Source organism: Streptomyces sp. DI166 (assembly GCF_900091315.1).
Classification (GTDB): Bacteria; Actinomycetota; Actinomycetes; order Streptomycetales; family Streptomycetaceae; genus Streptomyces; species Streptomyces fuscus.
In genome coordinates, this window is sequence record NZ_FLSP01000017.1 from 93,708 (window position 1) to 107,306 (window position 13,599).

Here is a 13,599-nt window from a genome sequence, read left to right on the forward strand (position 1 = left end):
TTTGAGATCGGGAGTCGTCATGCCCACATCAGCCCCGCCCGTATCCGACGGCAAGGCTCCAGGCACCTCACGGATGTCGCCCAAGTCCGTCGCCATCTGGAGCGCCGTCGCACTCGTCGGAGCGATCGCCTGGGCCGTGCTCGCCCTGTCCCGGGGCGAGGAGATCTCGGCCGTCTGGCTGGTCGTGGCCGCGCTCGGCTCGTACGCCATCGCTTACCGCTTCTACTCGCGGTTCATCGCGCGCCGCGTCCTGGAGGTGGACGACACCCGCGCCACGCCCGCCGAGCGGCTGGAGGACGGCGTCGACTTCCACCCCACCGACAAGCGGGTGCTCTTCGGCCACCACTTCGCGGCGATCGCCGGCGCCGGCCCGCTGGTCGGCCCGGTCCTGGCCGCGCAGATGGGCTATCTGCCGGGCACGATCTGGATCATCGCGGGCGTGATCTTCGCCGGCGCGGTCCAGGACATGATCGTCCTGTTCCTCTCCATGCGCCGCGACGGCAAGAGCCTCGGCCAGATGGCCCGCGACGAGATCGGCAGGGTGGGCGGAGCCGCCGCGCTGCTCGGCGTCTTCGCCATCATGATCATCCTGCTCGCGGTGCTCGCCATGGTCGTCGTCAACGCCCTCGCCGAGTCCGCCTGGGGCACCTTCTCGGTCACCATGACCATCCCGATCGCCCTCTTCATGGGCTTCTACCTGCGCTACCTGCGCCCCGGCCAGGTCGTGGAGACCAGCCTCATCGGCGTGGCCCTGCTGCTGCTCGCCATCGTCGGCGGCGGCTGGGTCCAGGACTCCTCCCTCGCCGAGCACTTCATCTGGAGCCCGGAGACCCTGGTCTTCTGCCTGATCGGCTACGGCTTCGTCGCCTCCGTCCTGCCGGTGTGGTTGCTGCTGGCGCCCCGTGACTACCTGTCCACCTTCATGAAGGTCGGCACCATCGCGCTGATGGCGGTGGGCGTGCTCGTCGCCGCCCCGAACCTCAAGGCCGAGTCGGTCACCGACTTCGCCTCCAACGGCGAGGGTCCCGTCTTCTCCGGCTCCCTCTTCCCCTTCCTGTTCATCACCATCGCCTGCGGCGCCCTGTCCGGCTTCCACGCCCTGGTCTCCTCCGGCACGACCCCGAAGCTGATCCGGAAGGAGTCCCAGGTCCGCCTCATCGGCTACGGCTCCATGCTCACGGAGTCCTTCGTGGCCGTCATGGCGCTGATCGCCGCCTGCGTGCTCGAACCCGGCCTGTTCTACGCCATGAACGCCCCCGCCGCCCTGCTCGGCCCGACGGTGGACACGGCGGCGGAAGCGGTCAAGAACATCGGCTTCACCATCACCCCCGACCAGCTCACCGCCGCCGCCAAGGCGGTCGAGGAGGAGACGCTGGTGGGCCGCTCCGGCGGTGCGCCGACCCTGGCCGTGGGCATGTCGGAGATCTTCTCCGGGGTGTTCGGCGGCGCCGGGATGAAGGCGTTCTGGTACCACTTCGCGATCATGTTCGAGGCGCTGTTCATCCTCACCACGGTCGACGCCGGTACCCGCGTGGGCCGGTTCATGCTCCAGGACATGCTCGGCAACGTCTGGAAGCCCATCGGCCGCGTCACCTGGAAGCCCGGCATCTGGATCACCAGCGCCCTGGTCGTCGGCGCCTGGGGCTACTTCCTCTACGCCGGCGTCACCGACCCGCTCGGCGGGATCAAGCAGCTCTTCCCGCTGTTCGGCATCGCCAACCAGCTCCTGGCCGCGGTCGCCCTGGCCATCACCACCACGATCCTCGTCAAGCACGGCAAGCTGCGCTGGGCCTGGGTCACCGGCATCCCGCTCGCCTGGGACGTGGCCGTCACCTTCACCGCGGGCTGGCAGAAGATCTTCTCCGACGACCCGAAGATCGGCTTCTTCGCCCTCCGCGACAAGTACTCCCAGGCCATCGACGAGGGCGAACTGCTGCCCGGCGCCGCGAACATGGACGACATGCACACCATCGTCCTCAACAACACCGTCGACGGCGTACTCATGGCGATCTTCCTCCTGCTGGTCCTCATCGTCCTGGTCAACTGCGCGGTGGTGTGCGTCCGCGCGGTCCGTACGCCGGAACCGCTGCCGACCTCGGAGGTGCCGTACGTCGAGTCCCGCCTCGACGCGCCGGAGACCTCCGACGAGGCGCTGGTGGGGACCCGGTCATGAGGACGCGGGCCGTACGGATGCTGCGCACCGTGCGCTGGTATCTCCGGGAGCTCACTGGTGAGGCGCAGTACGAGCGCTACTGCGCCCGGCACCGCGAACTGCACCCCCACCTTCCGGCGCCCACCCGGCGGGAGTTCGACGAGCAGCAGGCCAGGCAGCGGGAGGGTCAGCCCATGAGCCGCTGCTGCTGATCCCTCGGGACGCGGGGCCGACGGCGCGTAACCGCTGTCGGCCCCGTGGGTCTGCCGTGGCGCGGGTCTGCAACTCGGCACCCTGAACAGGCCCTTGATCCCGCCCCACGTGGAAGGATCACGGCCATGTCACCCAGCCTTCCCCGTCTCCGGATCGGTTCGACCGAGATCATCGCCCTCCCCGACGGTGAGGGCCCGTTCTTCACCCCGCGCGCCGAGGCGTTCCCCGGGGCCACCGCCGCCCAGTGGGCGGAGGCCGATGCCTACGACCCCGGCGCCGTGGACGCCGAGGGGCGCTGGCTGCTGCGGTTCCGGGCGTTCGCGATCCGGGACGACCACGGCGTCACCCTCGTGGACGCCGGAATCGGTCCCGCGGACAGTCCCGCCGCGGCGTGGGCGCCGGTGCCGGGCGTACTGCCCGACTCGCTCGCCGCGGCGGGGATCGAGCCGGGCGAGGTCGACACCGTGGTGCTCACGCATCTGCACACCGATCACGTCGGATGGGCGGTCGTGACCGAGGCGGGCGGGACCGGCAGCGGCCGTCGCCCCTACTTCCCCCACGCCGAATACCTGCTTCAGCGGGCCGAGTTCGACGCGCTCGACGCCCTCAACCCGCAGCTTCGCGAGACGCTGACCGATGTGCTCGCGGCCACCGGCCAACTCCGGCTCCTCGACGGTGACACGCCGCTGCGCACGGGCCGGGTGGTCGCCACGCCGGGTCACACGCCGGGCCACCAGAGCGTGTTGATCGCCGACGGACGGGAACAGGCCCTCGTCACGGGCGACCTCCTCGTCCACGCGCTCCAGCTCCTGCATCCCCGACTCGCCTACGCACACGAGGCCGACGCCGAGACGGCCAGGCTCTCAAGGCAGCGCATGCTCGACCGCCCGGCCGCCACCACGCTGCATCTGGCGACACCGCACTTGTCGGAGCCGTTCGTGTCTGCGTGATGACGGCTCACAGCTCGGGGAACGGCGGCGTCCCGTCCATCACCCGCAGCAACTCCCGGGCGGGCCCGGCCTCTTCCGGCCGCACGGAGGAGGCCGGCCCCTCGATCACCGGCCGACCGGCGCGCACGGCTGCCTTCGCGGCCACCTCCCAGCCGATCTGGCGCTCACAGCTCGTGTCCCGCTTCCGGTCCCGCGTCGCCGCCGCAGCGGCGTGCCACTCCCCCACCACGAACCCCCACGCACAGACGGCGTCGCCGAGGTCGTCCGCGCCCGCACGGGCAGTGTCCTCGTCCCCCTGGACGATCCGGATTCAGCGACGGCTCACTGGATCAAGTCGGTATGCGGGTGCTCCGGCGACTCCGGGCAGACATAGAGCTGCATGTTGTCCGTGCTGCCGACCTCGACTCCCGTCGGCTGGGCGGGGCTCAGGCCGGCGGGGTAGTCGGATGCGGCCGCGGCCCGGTCCTCGTAGGGTACCCAGCCGTCCGTCTCGCCGTCCCATTCGAAGGATGCGATGGTCAGCAGCGGGACCATCCGTGCCTCGCACACGGTGCAGTAGCACGGGTGCGGGTCGGTGCGGCCCCACGGAGGCCAGCCACCGACCTTCCAGCCCGGGGAATCGGCCAGGTCGCTGTCGTAGAACTCCGCCGGGTACTCCGCGTACGCGTCGTCCACGGCTGCGCCGGCCGCCTGCCATCGGCTCCAGTCCCCCACCACCCGGCTCAACTCCGGGCCGAGATCGAGGCTGTTGGGGTATTCGGTGACGGTTTCCGGTGCCAACAGGCAGGGCTGGGGAACGTAGCCGTCGTACTCCGCCTCGTACGGTTCCGGCGGTGCGTCGAGGATGTCGACCACCTCGGCGGCGGAGCGCCAGAACAGGGCCGTCGCGGGTTTGTAGTTCGGTTCGTGGTCGTAGGCGCACCAAAGGATCTGGAGCAGGTCGGCCTGGCCCGGCGGACGCAGCAGCGGTATGTCGCGTACATACAGTTGGGCCACGGGCAGCATGGGGACCGGGCTGTCCGCAGGCCGCGGGAGTGCGGAGTCGAGTCGCTCGCTCAGCCTTGCGGCGGCCTGCTCCTTGACGGCCGCTTCCTCGGGTGTGCAGGCGGGGCCTTCGGGGTCACGGTGCAGCCGCGCCCGTCTGCGCCTTTCCATCCGCACTTCGGCCGGCGGCCTGCGGAACCCGGCGTCCACGTGGGGGCCTTCGCAGTGCGGCCACGGCTCGTCCGCCGGCCACAGCAGGGGTCCCCCGACGGAACTCTCCTTGACCGAGGGTTCACCGGGGCGAGGGTGCAGCCGGATCGCGGGGCGCGCCAGCGAGGCGAGTTCTGGAAAGACCGCGGGCACGTCGACCGGCCGCGGTGGAGTGGTCCGTACGATAGCCATGCGGTGATCCTGCCATCAGCCACTGACAATGACCGGCTGCCCTGACGGGCTTCGGCGGGGCGCTCATCACCGCTTCGCGGTGCGGGAGTTCAGGGGTAGAGCCCGGCGCGGAAGGCGAACGAGACCAGTTGGGCACGGTCGCGTGCGCCGACCTTGGTCATGGCGCGTACCGCATGGGTCTTCACGGTGAACGGGGACACCGACATCCGGGCCGCGATCTCGTCGTTGCCGAGTCCGCTCGCGACGAGGACGACCACATCCCGCTCCCTGGGGGTCAGGGCGTCGAAGCGGCGCAGGAGTTCGCGGTCGACGACCGGGGTCCGGCTGTCGGCCACGTGTCCGATGAGCGCGGCCGTCGCGGCGGCCGACAGGGCGCCGCCTCCGCCCATGACCTCGGTGATTCCGGCGACGAGTTCGGCGGGGCTGACGGTCTTGCTCAGGAAGCCGTTGGCGCCGGCGCGCAGGGCGCCGAGAACGATGTCGTCCTGGTCGAAGGTGGTCAGCACGATCACCCGCAGCTTCTCCGGCGGGTGCTCCGCGCGGATCCGGCGGGTGGCCTCCACGCCGTCGATGCCGGGCATGCGGATGTCCATCAGGACCAGGTCGACGGGGTGCTCGCGGAGGAAGGGGGCGACCTGGAGCCCATCGGCGAGGTCGCCCACGACGACCAGGCCGGGGTCGAGGCGGAGCATCGCCCTGATACCGGCCCGGATCCCGGGCTCGTCGTCGACGATCAGGATCCTGGTCCGTGGCGTCATACGGCCGCTCCCAGGGGGCTGAACTCCGCGCGGACCCGGAATCGGCCGTCGTGCGTGTCGATCGTCAGCCGCCCGTGGGAGGACTCGACGCGCTCGCGCATCCCCACCAGGCCGAGGCCGGAGCCCGGTCCGGAGTCCGGGGACGTGTCGGCGACACGGTTCTCCACGGTGACGCGGATCCTTCCCCCGTACTCGCGCACCTCCACCGTCGCCGGTCCCTCGCCGTGCCGGTAGGCGTTGGTGAGCGCCTCCTGCACGACCCGGTAGACCGTCACGCCGACGCTCGGCTCCACGAAACCGGCGGGCAGGTCGAGCGTGGGCCGTACGTCGAGGCCGATGCTCTCGAAGGAGGCGACCAGGGCTTCCAGACCGCTGAGAGCCGGGGTCGGCCGCAGGGCCTCGTCGTCGGTGACGGTGTCCCGCAGGCGCAGGAGCTCCAGGATGCGCTGAGTCTCGACGACGACGGTGCGGGCGCTGGAGCGCGCCGAGACGAGGGCCTGCCGGGAGTCGTCGGCGTCCTCGGGCAGGCCGATCTCCGCGGCGCCGAGGTGCATGCTCAGCAAGGCGACCTGGTGGCCGATGACGTCGTGCAGGTCCCGGGCGATGCGGAGCCGTTCCTCGGTCACCCGGCGGGTGGCTTCGATCTCGCGGGTGGCGAGGGCGGTCTCGGCGCGTTCCTCCAGGATGAGCCAGTGCTCCCGGTGGATGCGCAGGGCGGCCCCGGTCGCGCCTCCCGCGATGGCCGAGAAGAGCGCGGCGGCGCCCGTGATCGCGCCGCCCCGGAATCCGCCCAGCGTCATGAACGCCCCGAGGAAGAACGCGGCGACCAGGGCGGTCGCGGCCACCGGCTGTCTGCCCCTCAGCGTGGCCGAGAACAGGACGAGCACCGCCATCATCCACACCGACAGCGGGTCGTGGCCCACGGCTGTGACGGCGAAGGACGCCGCGCTCGCCACGAACAGTCCCGCCCACGGCCGCCACCACGACAGCGCGACACCGCCGCCGGCGAGGAGCACGGAGAGGGCCGTGGGCCAGTCGGAGCCGCGCAGGACCACGGCCACGATCTGGCCGGTGAACACCAGCGCGGCCACCGCGTAGGCGGCGAGGTTCAGCGCCTCGGGGCGGCGGACCCACAGCGGGACCGCGGGCCCGTCGGGACTGTTCTGTGCCTTGACCATGGCCCGATTCTCGTCCAGACCTGCGGCGACGACGTACTTCGAACGTAGTACGCGGCCCCGCCCCCGGCCGATGAGACTCCTGACCGAGGCGACCGTCTCACTCCGAAACGATCACTTTGGGACATGCGATGACTCAGACCGCTGCCGCACATCCGACTGCCGCGTCCACGGCCGCGTCCACTGCCGGTACGACGTCCTCCGGGCTCCGTTCGCTCCACCTCGTCCGAGTGGCGTTCTCCCTCGTCTGGGTGGCGCTCGTGCTCACCACGTCCGCCTCGCTGGAGTCACCGGACAGGGTCACGGCGATCGCGGGCGTGCTGCTCGTCGTCTACCCGCTGTGGGATGCCGGGTCCACGATCCTGGAGCGCCGGCTGGCCGGAACCGGGTCCCTGGACCGTGTCGGCGCCGTCAATGTGGGGCTCGGGCTCGCCACCGCGGCAGGGATGGCCGTGGCCGCCTTCTCCACCGTCAGGGCGGCCCTGCTCGTGTTCGGGGTCTGGGCCCTGCTCGCCGGGGCCGTGCAGCTCGTCGTGGCGCTGCGGCGCCGCCGGACCGTCGGCGCCCAGTGGCCCATGATCGTCAGCGGCGGGCAGTCCGTGCTCGCCGGGGCCGTCATCGCGGGCACGTCCGGCTCGGCGGCGAGCGCGCTGTCCACCGTGGCCGGGTACTCGGCCTTCGGTGCCTTCTGGTTCCTGGTATCCGTCGTCGCGCTGAGCGTCCGGGCGCGGCGCGGGAGCCGCTGAACCTTGCCGCGCCTTGGGGTGGCGGCACGCGGGATGCCTACCTGCCGGTCAGGGGCATGACACTCCACGTGCCGCCGTGCTCGGGTTCCGCCGTCAGCAGTACAGGTTGCCGCCGGGGGACACACCGAGGATCTGCGTGAACCGCTGGTAGGTGTTCACGCGGCTCTGCACCTGCGCCGGGTTCTTGCCGTCGCACTCCAGGGAGCCGTTGATGGAGCGGATGGTCTGGCCGAATCCGGCGCCGTTGACCATGGCGTTGTGCGGGGTCATGGAGCCGGGGCCGGTCTGGGTGTTCCAGTACCACAGCGCCGTCTTCCAGGCGACGGCCGCGTCGTTCTGCACCAGCCAGGGGTTGTTGAGCAGGTCGATGCCGAGCGCGTCGCCCGCGGCCTTGTAGTTGAAGTTCCAGGACAGCTGGATCGGGCCGCGGCCGTAGTAGGCGGCCTGTCCCGCGGGACAGCCGTAGGGCCGGCTCCAGTCGCAGTAGTGCGGGTAGTTGGCCTGGTTCTGCTCCACCACGTGGACCAGTCCGCCGGTCTCGTGGCTGACGTTGGCCAGGAAGGCGGCGGCCTCCTGCTTCTTCACCGTGTCGCTGCCGGTGTTGGCGAAACCGGGGTAGGCGTTCAGGGCCGCGGTGAGGCCGCTGTAGGTGTAGAAGGAGTTCCGGTTCGGGAACATCTGGTTGAACTGCGCCTCCGACACGACGAAGCGCGCGTCGGGGTTGCCCGGCCCGTTGTCGCAGGCGTACGGCTCCCAGTACCAGGTGCTGACGGTCGGGTCGTAACCCGGGTTGGCGTGCTCGGCCACGTACGCCTTGCCGTCGGTGTAGCGAACGATGTCACCGGCGTTGTACCACTGGCCGGCGACCCAGCCGGGGTAGCTGGAGCACGCCGCGGCGGCGGCGTTCGTGGCGGGAAGCAGCACCGGGGCGGCGCCGGCGAGGGCGAGGACGGCCACGACGGCGGAGACACGACGTCTCGACACTGAATCAACTCCTTTGCGGGGCACGGCCGCTCCTCGGGGCAGCACGCAGCGAGCCCGCACCGCACGCACCGGTTGACCGGACACGGCGTGGGGGCGGCCGTGGTGGGGGGTTGTGCCACACCACTCAACCGCTTTGGTCTGTACCAGTCAAGGGTGTAGACCAGTCAGGTCTGGACCAATTCACGGGCGGGGGTGCCGGGTTGAGGCCCTCTGCGGGCGGATCGCCCGGATACGTGCGGGCCGGTAGCCGCCGTCAGGCGAGCCAGGCGGAGGTACTCCGGCGCCGTCCCAGTCCGACGGCCGCGAACTCGTCCTCATCGCCCCCGCCCACCACCACCCCCAGCCGTCGCAAGGCCTGGGAGATCGGACTCCCGACGGCGGGCGTCGACTGCCCCTCCTCCACGTGGAGCGGTCCCAGGGCGAGGGCTCCGCGGTCCCATACGACGGCGTGCTGCTCACCGGTGCCGCCGAAATACTCGGCTTCCACGTAGGCCACCGGCCCCGTGGCGGACCACGCGGAGGCAGCCCCGGCGAGACCGGCCGGCAGCCGCCAAAACCCTTCCGTGCCCGCGTTGTCCCCGCCCGCCAGGGCATCCCGGAGGGCGTCCGTCAGGGGCATCAGCGACAGGCCCTGGGCCAGTGGTGCCGGGCGGGCGGCCGGCAGATCCCGGGCGGCGGTGCGCAGCACCCGGTCGGCGGCGATCACAGCCTGCAGAACGTAGGCCATGCGCACATACCCCTCCCCGTGGCTCTCCAGGGAGACGTTAAAGCCCCCTCACCCGAGCGCCTGTCACCGGTGTCTCGTAGGCTCCTCGCCATGAACGACGGGGTATCCGGCAGACGGGTCATCGACGGGCGCTTCGAGCTGGAGGCGCGGCTCGGTGGCGGCGGTATGGGCATGGTGTGGCGGGCGCGCGACCTGGTACTGGACCGGGCCGTGGCACTCAAGGAGGTACGGCCCTCGGATCCGGGGCTGGCCGAGTACGATCCGCAGGCCGCGGCCACGCTCCGGGCCCGCGTGCTGCGCGAGGCCAGGGCGCTGGCCCGCGTCGACCATCCCAACGTGGTGACCATCCACCACGTGGTCGACGGAGGGGACCACGCCTACCCCTGGATCGTCATGGAACTGGTCACCGGGGGCTCCCTCCAGGACCGGCTCGAACAGGGCCCATTGACGCCCGTCGAGGCGGCGCGTATCGGCCGCGAGGTGCTGGCCGCGCTGCGCGCCGCGCACGACGTCGGTATCCAGCACCGCGATGTGAAGCCCGCCAACGTGCTCCTGCGGCCCGACGGGCGTCCCGTCCTGACCGACTTCGGCATCGCGGCGATCAGGGAGTCCACGGTCCTGACCATGACCGGCTCCCTCATCGGCACGCCCGACTACATGGCGCCCGAACGTATCTCGGGCGGCGAGGGCGGCCCGGGCTCCGACCTGTGGTCGCTGGCGATGATGCTGTACGTCGCCGTCGAGGGGCACCACCCGCTGCGCAGGGGAACCACGCTGGCGACGCTGGCGGCCCTGCTGAGCGAGGAGTTGCCCCCGCCCCAGCGTTCGGGACCGCTGACGCCGTTCCTCAACGCCATGCTCGCCAAGGACCCGGCGCGGCGGCCGGACACCGAGACGGCGGACCGGATGCTCGCGGCCGCCGCCGAGGCCACGGGCCCGCAGGCGGGGCACCCGGCGACGTCGTACCCTCTGGCTCCGCCGCCCGGCCCCTCCGCGCCGGTGACGCCTGCCACGCCTGCCGGGTTCGGACCGCCGCCCACCGGTTTCGGGCCGCCCGCGCAGACCGTCACCCCCGGCGGCTGGACGCCGAGTCCGGGCACGACGACCGTCCAGCCCACGGCACCGCGACCCGGTGGGCGGGGCAAGCGCGGACTCGCGGTCGCCTCGTCCGCCGCGGGCGTGCTGCTGGTCGGAACGCTGGTGTGGAACTTCCTCCCCGACGACAACGGCAAGGCCGACAACTCCTCGGCGGGCTCACCCGGGACGTCCACGCCCGACGCACGCAAGTCCTCCTCCCCCACGACGTCGGGCTCGTCCCCCACGTCCACGGCGAAGCCCGACGCGAGCCGCTCCGCTTCGGCCGACAAGATCGACGCGAAGAACGGACTGCTCACGCCGGACGGCATCCGCATGGCGCTGGCGGCGATCGAGGAGGAGACCGGCCGGAACCGTGCGGGAGACCTCACGATCTATCCCGACTACGTGAACGTGCAGCTCATGGTCGAGGGCAGTGACACGAAGTACGACAGCTACACCTACCGCCTCGGTCGTGGCGTCGAGAAGGGCATCATCAGCAGCACGATCTTCTCCGGCAACCGGCCGTTCACCTTCGACGACTTCGACTGGGACGTCGTCCCCGCCCTCCTGAGGAAGGCGGAGAAGGAACTCAACGTCGACAAGCCGACTTCGCGATACGTCCTGGTCCGCGCGGCCTCGGAAACGTTCGACACCCCTCTGGGACTGGCCGTGTACCTGGGCGACGAACACGACACCGGCTACCTGGACGCCGATCTGAAGGGCAACGTGACTCGCGTCATGCCCGCGGAGGACTGAGACCTGTGCTCCGGCTCAGCCCGACACCGATGGGTCGAGCCGGGTGATCAACGTACGGCTGACGCGCTGAAGTTCCTCGTCGTGTTCGATGTTCTGGAACCTGCCGCCGCGGCGGGGCTGGGCCATGGCTTCGTGGAGCACGGGTAGGGCGGGTGCCGCGTGGGTGCCCATGCGGGCCAGGCAGTTCACGACGTGGTTCGCCGTCGCGGGGTTCTGGGTCATGGCTTGGAGGAGGGTTTCGAGGACGGCCGAAGCCTCGGTCTCGCCGCCGATGGCCCAGAGCGCTGACGCGCAATGCACCCGCACCCATTCGTAGGTGTGCGTCAGGAGTTCACGCAGGCGTGGCAGGGCGGCGGAGGCGGGCGGGCCCATCTCGGCCAGCAGGTCCGCCGCGTCGCTGACATGGAAGGTGATGCAGTCGTCGAGCATGCGGAGCAAATGGGGCATGGCTTCGGCCCGGTCTCCGCCCACGGCCCAGAGCGCGGCGACGGCGGCGGGTCCTACCTGCGCGTCGGTGCTGGTGGTCAGCGCCCGGATCGTGTCCCGCGCGTCGGCCGCCGCCGGACCGAACGCCCGCAGCGCCTGGAGGGCCGACCGTGTGACGCCGTGCCGGTTGTGGAGCACGGCAGCTCGGAGCGTGTCCAGCACCACCGGTATCGCGGCCGGATCGCCCAGCCCGGCCAGCGCGGACAGGAGGGCGTTGGCGCTCATCTCGTCCCGCTCCTGGGACAGGTCGACACGGCGCAGGTGATCGTTGAGCCGCGGCGTCAACTGGTCCGCCGCCTGCGGCAGATGCCGCACGACCTCCACCGCACGCCAGGCGTCCACGCCGCTGTCCAGCGCCGTGAGCAGGCTCGGCAGGGCGCGTGCGTCACCGAGGCGTGCCAGGGCTCGGACCGCCTGCTGGTGGCATCTGCGCAGGCGTGCGTCCGGAGCCGCCCAGACATCGGGGCCGTGGGCCGCGCGTTGGGCGGCCGTCAGTGTGGCGAGTGCTTCGCGGGCCGGGGCGGCGACGAGGTGGCAGGACTCCAGGACGGCCGCGGCTTCGGCGGCGACTTCCTCCTCGTCCAGGGCGAGTTGGTCGGCGACCAGAAGGAGGAGGCGGGTGTGGTCTCCTCGCCAGGCCCGTATCAGCTCGCCGCTCATGCGGACCGCGTCCAGGCGCGTGCCGGGGTCAGGGCTGCGCAGTTGCTCGGCCAGCACTGTGGTGCGCTCGGGAACCCGTGCTCCCAGTGCTTCGTGGAACGTGCGCAGCAGCGTCGGGGTCAGTGCGTAGACCCGACTGTGCCGGTCGAGGTCTTCGAACGCGGCGATGATCTGAGGTGGGACCGTGTCGTTGGAGGCCGTGGTCGAGTGGTGGCTCGGGACGGTCCGGATCGGCGTCGCGGGTAGGGCGCGGAAGGTCGCGCGCAGAAGGGCGACGGCGGTGGGTACGACGTCCTCGCCGATGTCGTCCGGGGCGCAGCGGGACTGCTGCACCAGGGCCGCGAGGCGGGTCGTCGGGTCCTGGGCGGGGTCCGCCGCGATCCCGGCCAGCCAGGCTCTGACGGGCTGCGCGGCTTCGGGCAGGCGCAGTGCCAAGGTGGCGGCCGTGTCCGCGATCCACAGCCGTGCCAGGGTGCCGCGCTCGGCGGTCAGCCGTTCACGGAGCACCTCGGCGGCCCGGTCGGCGTCGTCGAGGAAGAGTCCGAGCCCGGGGATAGCGGCCAGGCGTACGTCCGGGTCCGGGTCGCGGACGAGTTCGACGAAGGTCCCGCCCCGCTCACGCAGGAACGTCCTGGCCTGTCCGTACCCCATGGGCGGGCAGTACTCGATCTCGTTGCCGTCCTCGTCCTCGTCCTCGAAGGCCCACTCCATGGTCTCGCGTCCGATGCTGACCAGCAGCGTGACGACGGCGGCCCGGTCGGGCGTGGCCCGGTCGGCGACCAGTTCGAAGAGGAAGGGCAGGCTGGCCGCGGTGGGCGGGTACACGCTGCCTTGGTGGTGAACGGCGCTGTAGTAACGGTCGAAGGCCGCGCGGCGCTCCGCCGCGTCCGGGGAGCGCATCGCCGCCAGGAGGGCCGGTACTTCCTCGGCCGATCCGTACGCGTGGTCCATCGACGCCCAGTCGATGTCGTGAAGTCCGTCGAGCATGATCGCAACCATGCCAGGGGGCACTGACATTCGTGCTCGACGGGCTCAGGCCAGGGATTCGAAGTACGCCTGCTGTGCCGGGTAGTAGTCCTCGAAGGCGGGCCGGGGACCGCCCGTGCGTGAGGTGGTGAGCAGGTCCAGGTAGTACTCCCAGCCCGGGCCGATCTCGCCGAGCTGCTCCGTGGAGGTGAGGTGCTGGACCAGGCGCAGTTCGGTGGTGCCGTCGGTCTCGGTGAGCAGCAGTTCCAGGAACCAGCCCCCCGCCTCGTCCTGCGTCACGACAGCGAGTCTGCGGGGCGGTTCGCACGCCTCGATCCGCACGGCGAACCAGGGTTCCGACTCCTCGAACAGCATCTGCACTTCAATGGTGTTGCCGGGCGCCGCCTCGCCGCGCCAGGGGCCGAACCAGCGGGCGGTGCGCTCCGGCTCGGTGACACTCGCCCAGACGTCGTCGGCGGAGGCCTTGTAGGTGCGGGCGAGGATCAGGTCGTGGCCAGTGGCAGTGGGGACGAGGCGTCCGGTGGGCTCGGGGGTCATGCGGT

Annotated in this window: 13 protein-coding genes; 5 read left to right on the top strand and 8 right to left on the bottom strand. The window is 71.3% G+C overall.

Annotation, left to right across the window (positions count from 1 at the left end; translation table 11 throughout):
- Positions 1-19: 19 nt before the first annotated feature.
- The 3 genes from GA0115233_RS11385 (at position 20) to GA0115233_RS11395 (ending at position 3,315) form a co-directional block, all read left to right on the top strand.
- A complete protein-coding gene (locus tag GA0115233_RS11385) occupies positions 20-2,173 on the top strand; it encodes a carbon starvation CstA family protein (protein ID WP_093720053.1) in 2,154 nt (717 codons plus the stop codon).
- Complete coding sequence (locus GA0115233_RS11390; protein ID WP_093720054.1) at positions 2,170-2,364, top strand: CstA-like transporter-associated (seleno)protein; 195 nt, start codon at positions 2,170-2,172, stop codon at positions 2,362-2,364. The genes GA0115233_RS11385 and GA0115233_RS11390 overlap by 4 nt, the downstream gene beginning before the upstream one ends.
- 126 nt (positions 2,365-2,490) lie before the next feature.
- Positions 2,491-3,315 carry an MBL fold metallo-hydrolase gene (locus tag GA0115233_RS11395; RefSeq protein ID WP_093720055.1) on the top strand — a complete coding sequence of 275 codons (825 nt, stop codon included), beginning with the start codon at positions 2,491-2,493 and terminating at the stop codon, positions 3,313-3,315.
- Positions 3,316-3,322: 7 nt separating this feature from the next.
- Here GA0115233_RS11395 and GA0115233_RS11400 read toward each other — a convergent pair whose 3' ends face one another.
- The 4 genes from GA0115233_RS11400 to GA0115233_RS11415 all read right to left on the bottom strand — a co-directional run bounded on the left by GA0115233_RS11400 (position 3,323) and on the right by GA0115233_RS11415 (position 6,637).
- The gene (locus GA0115233_RS11400) at positions 3,323-3,541 is read right to left on the bottom strand and encodes a hypothetical protein (protein WP_255310141.1); all 219 of its coding nucleotides are present in this window, start codon (positions 3,539-3,541) and stop codon (positions 3,323-3,325) included.
- A gap of 95 nt (positions 3,542-3,636) precedes the next feature.
- On the bottom strand, positions 3,637-4,701 hold the full coding sequence (locus GA0115233_RS11405; RefSeq protein WP_176711734.1) for a hypothetical protein: 1,065 nt from the start codon (positions 4,699-4,701) through the stop codon (positions 3,637-3,639).
- An 89-nt stretch (positions 4,702-4,790) separates the two neighbouring features.
- A complete protein-coding gene (locus tag GA0115233_RS11410; protein WP_093720056.1) occupies positions 4,791-5,459 on the bottom strand; it encodes a response regulator transcription factor in 669 nt (222 codons plus the stop codon).
- Entirely contained in the window at positions 5,456-6,637 is a 1,182-nt protein-coding gene (locus tag GA0115233_RS11415; RefSeq protein ID WP_093720057.1) for a sensor histidine kinase, read from the bottom strand. Before GA0115233_RS11415 ends, GA0115233_RS11410 begins: the two co-directional genes overlap by 4 nt.
- A 128-nt stretch (positions 6,638-6,765) precedes the next feature.
- On the opposite strand from GA0115233_RS11415, the gene GA0115233_RS11420 reads away from it, so the two are divergent.
- Positions 6,766-7,380: a DUF308 domain-containing protein gene (locus GA0115233_RS11420; RefSeq protein ID WP_093720058.1), complete on the top strand. Its 615-nt coding sequence runs from the start codon at positions 6,766-6,768 to the stop codon at positions 7,378-7,380.
- Positions 7,381-7,473: 93 nt separating this feature from the next.
- On the opposite strand, the gene GA0115233_RS11425 is transcribed toward GA0115233_RS11420, so the two are convergent.
- Together GA0115233_RS11425 and GA0115233_RS11430 are read right to left on the bottom strand one after the other, a co-directional pair.
- Entirely contained in the window at positions 7,474-8,364 is an 891-nt protein-coding gene (locus tag GA0115233_RS11425; RefSeq protein ID WP_093720059.1) for a glycoside hydrolase family 19 protein, read from the bottom strand.
- A 253-nt stretch (positions 8,365-8,617) separates the two neighbouring features.
- Positions 8,618-9,091, bottom strand: coding sequence for a hypothetical protein (locus GA0115233_RS11430; RefSeq protein WP_093720060.1), 474 nt, complete (start codon positions 9,089-9,091; stop codon positions 8,618-8,620).
- 90 nt (positions 9,092-9,181) lie between these two features.
- Between GA0115233_RS11430 and GA0115233_RS11435 the strand changes: the two genes are divergently transcribed.
- On the top strand, positions 9,182-10,924 hold the full coding sequence (locus GA0115233_RS11435) for a serine/threonine-protein kinase (RefSeq protein WP_093720061.1): 1,743 nt from the start codon (positions 9,182-9,184) through the stop codon (positions 10,922-10,924).
- 15 nt (positions 10,925-10,939) lie between these two features.
- On the opposite strand, the gene GA0115233_RS11440 is transcribed toward GA0115233_RS11435, so the two are convergent.
- Positions 10,940-13,057, bottom strand: a complete 2,118-nt coding sequence (locus GA0115233_RS11440) for a HEAT repeat domain-containing protein (RefSeq protein WP_093720067.1) — start codon at positions 13,055-13,057, stop codon at positions 10,940-10,942.
- A gap of 45 nt (positions 13,058-13,102) precedes the next feature.
- A partial coding sequence (locus GA0115233_RS11445) for an SRPBCC family protein (RefSeq protein WP_255310143.1) occupies positions 13,103-13,599 on the bottom strand: 497 nt, incomplete at its 5' end.

Excerpts from the sequence above, each read along its gene's own strand:
- GA0115233_RS11385 (WP_093720053.1), top strand. The coding sequence starts at position 20 with ATGCCCACATCAGCCCCGCCCGTATCCGACGGCAAGGCTCCAGGCACC.
- GA0115233_RS11390 (WP_093720054.1), top strand. The coding sequence starts at position 2,170 with ATGAGGACGCGGGCCGTACGGATGCTGCGCACCGTGCGCTGGTATCTC.
- GA0115233_RS11395 (WP_093720055.1), top strand. The coding sequence starts at position 2,491 with ATGTCACCCAGCCTTCCCCGTCTCCGGATCGGTTCGACCGAGATCATC.
- GA0115233_RS11405 (WP_176711734.1), bottom strand. The coding sequence starts at position 4,701 with ATGGCTATCGTACGGACCACTCCACCGCGGCCGGTCGACGTGCCCGCG.
- GA0115233_RS11410 (WP_093720056.1), bottom strand. The coding sequence starts at position 5,459 with ATGACGCCACGGACCAGGATCCTGATCGTCGACGACGAGCCCGGGATC.
- GA0115233_RS11415 (WP_093720057.1), bottom strand. The coding sequence starts at position 6,637 with ATGGTCAAGGCACAGAACAGTCCCGACGGGCCCGCGGTCCCGCTGTGG.
- GA0115233_RS11420 (WP_093720058.1), top strand. The coding sequence starts at position 6,766 with ATGACTCAGACCGCTGCCGCACATCCGACTGCCGCGTCCACGGCCGCG.
- GA0115233_RS11430 (WP_093720060.1), bottom strand. The coding sequence starts at position 9,091 with ATGGCCTACGTTCTGCAGGCTGTGATCGCCGCCGACCGGGTGCTGCGC.
- GA0115233_RS11435 (WP_093720061.1), top strand. The coding sequence starts at position 9,182 with ATGAACGACGGGGTATCCGGCAGACGGGTCATCGACGGGCGCTTCGAG.
- GA0115233_RS11440 (WP_093720067.1), bottom strand. The coding sequence starts at position 13,057 with ATGCTCGACGGACTTCACGACATCGACTGGGCGTCGATGGACCACGCG.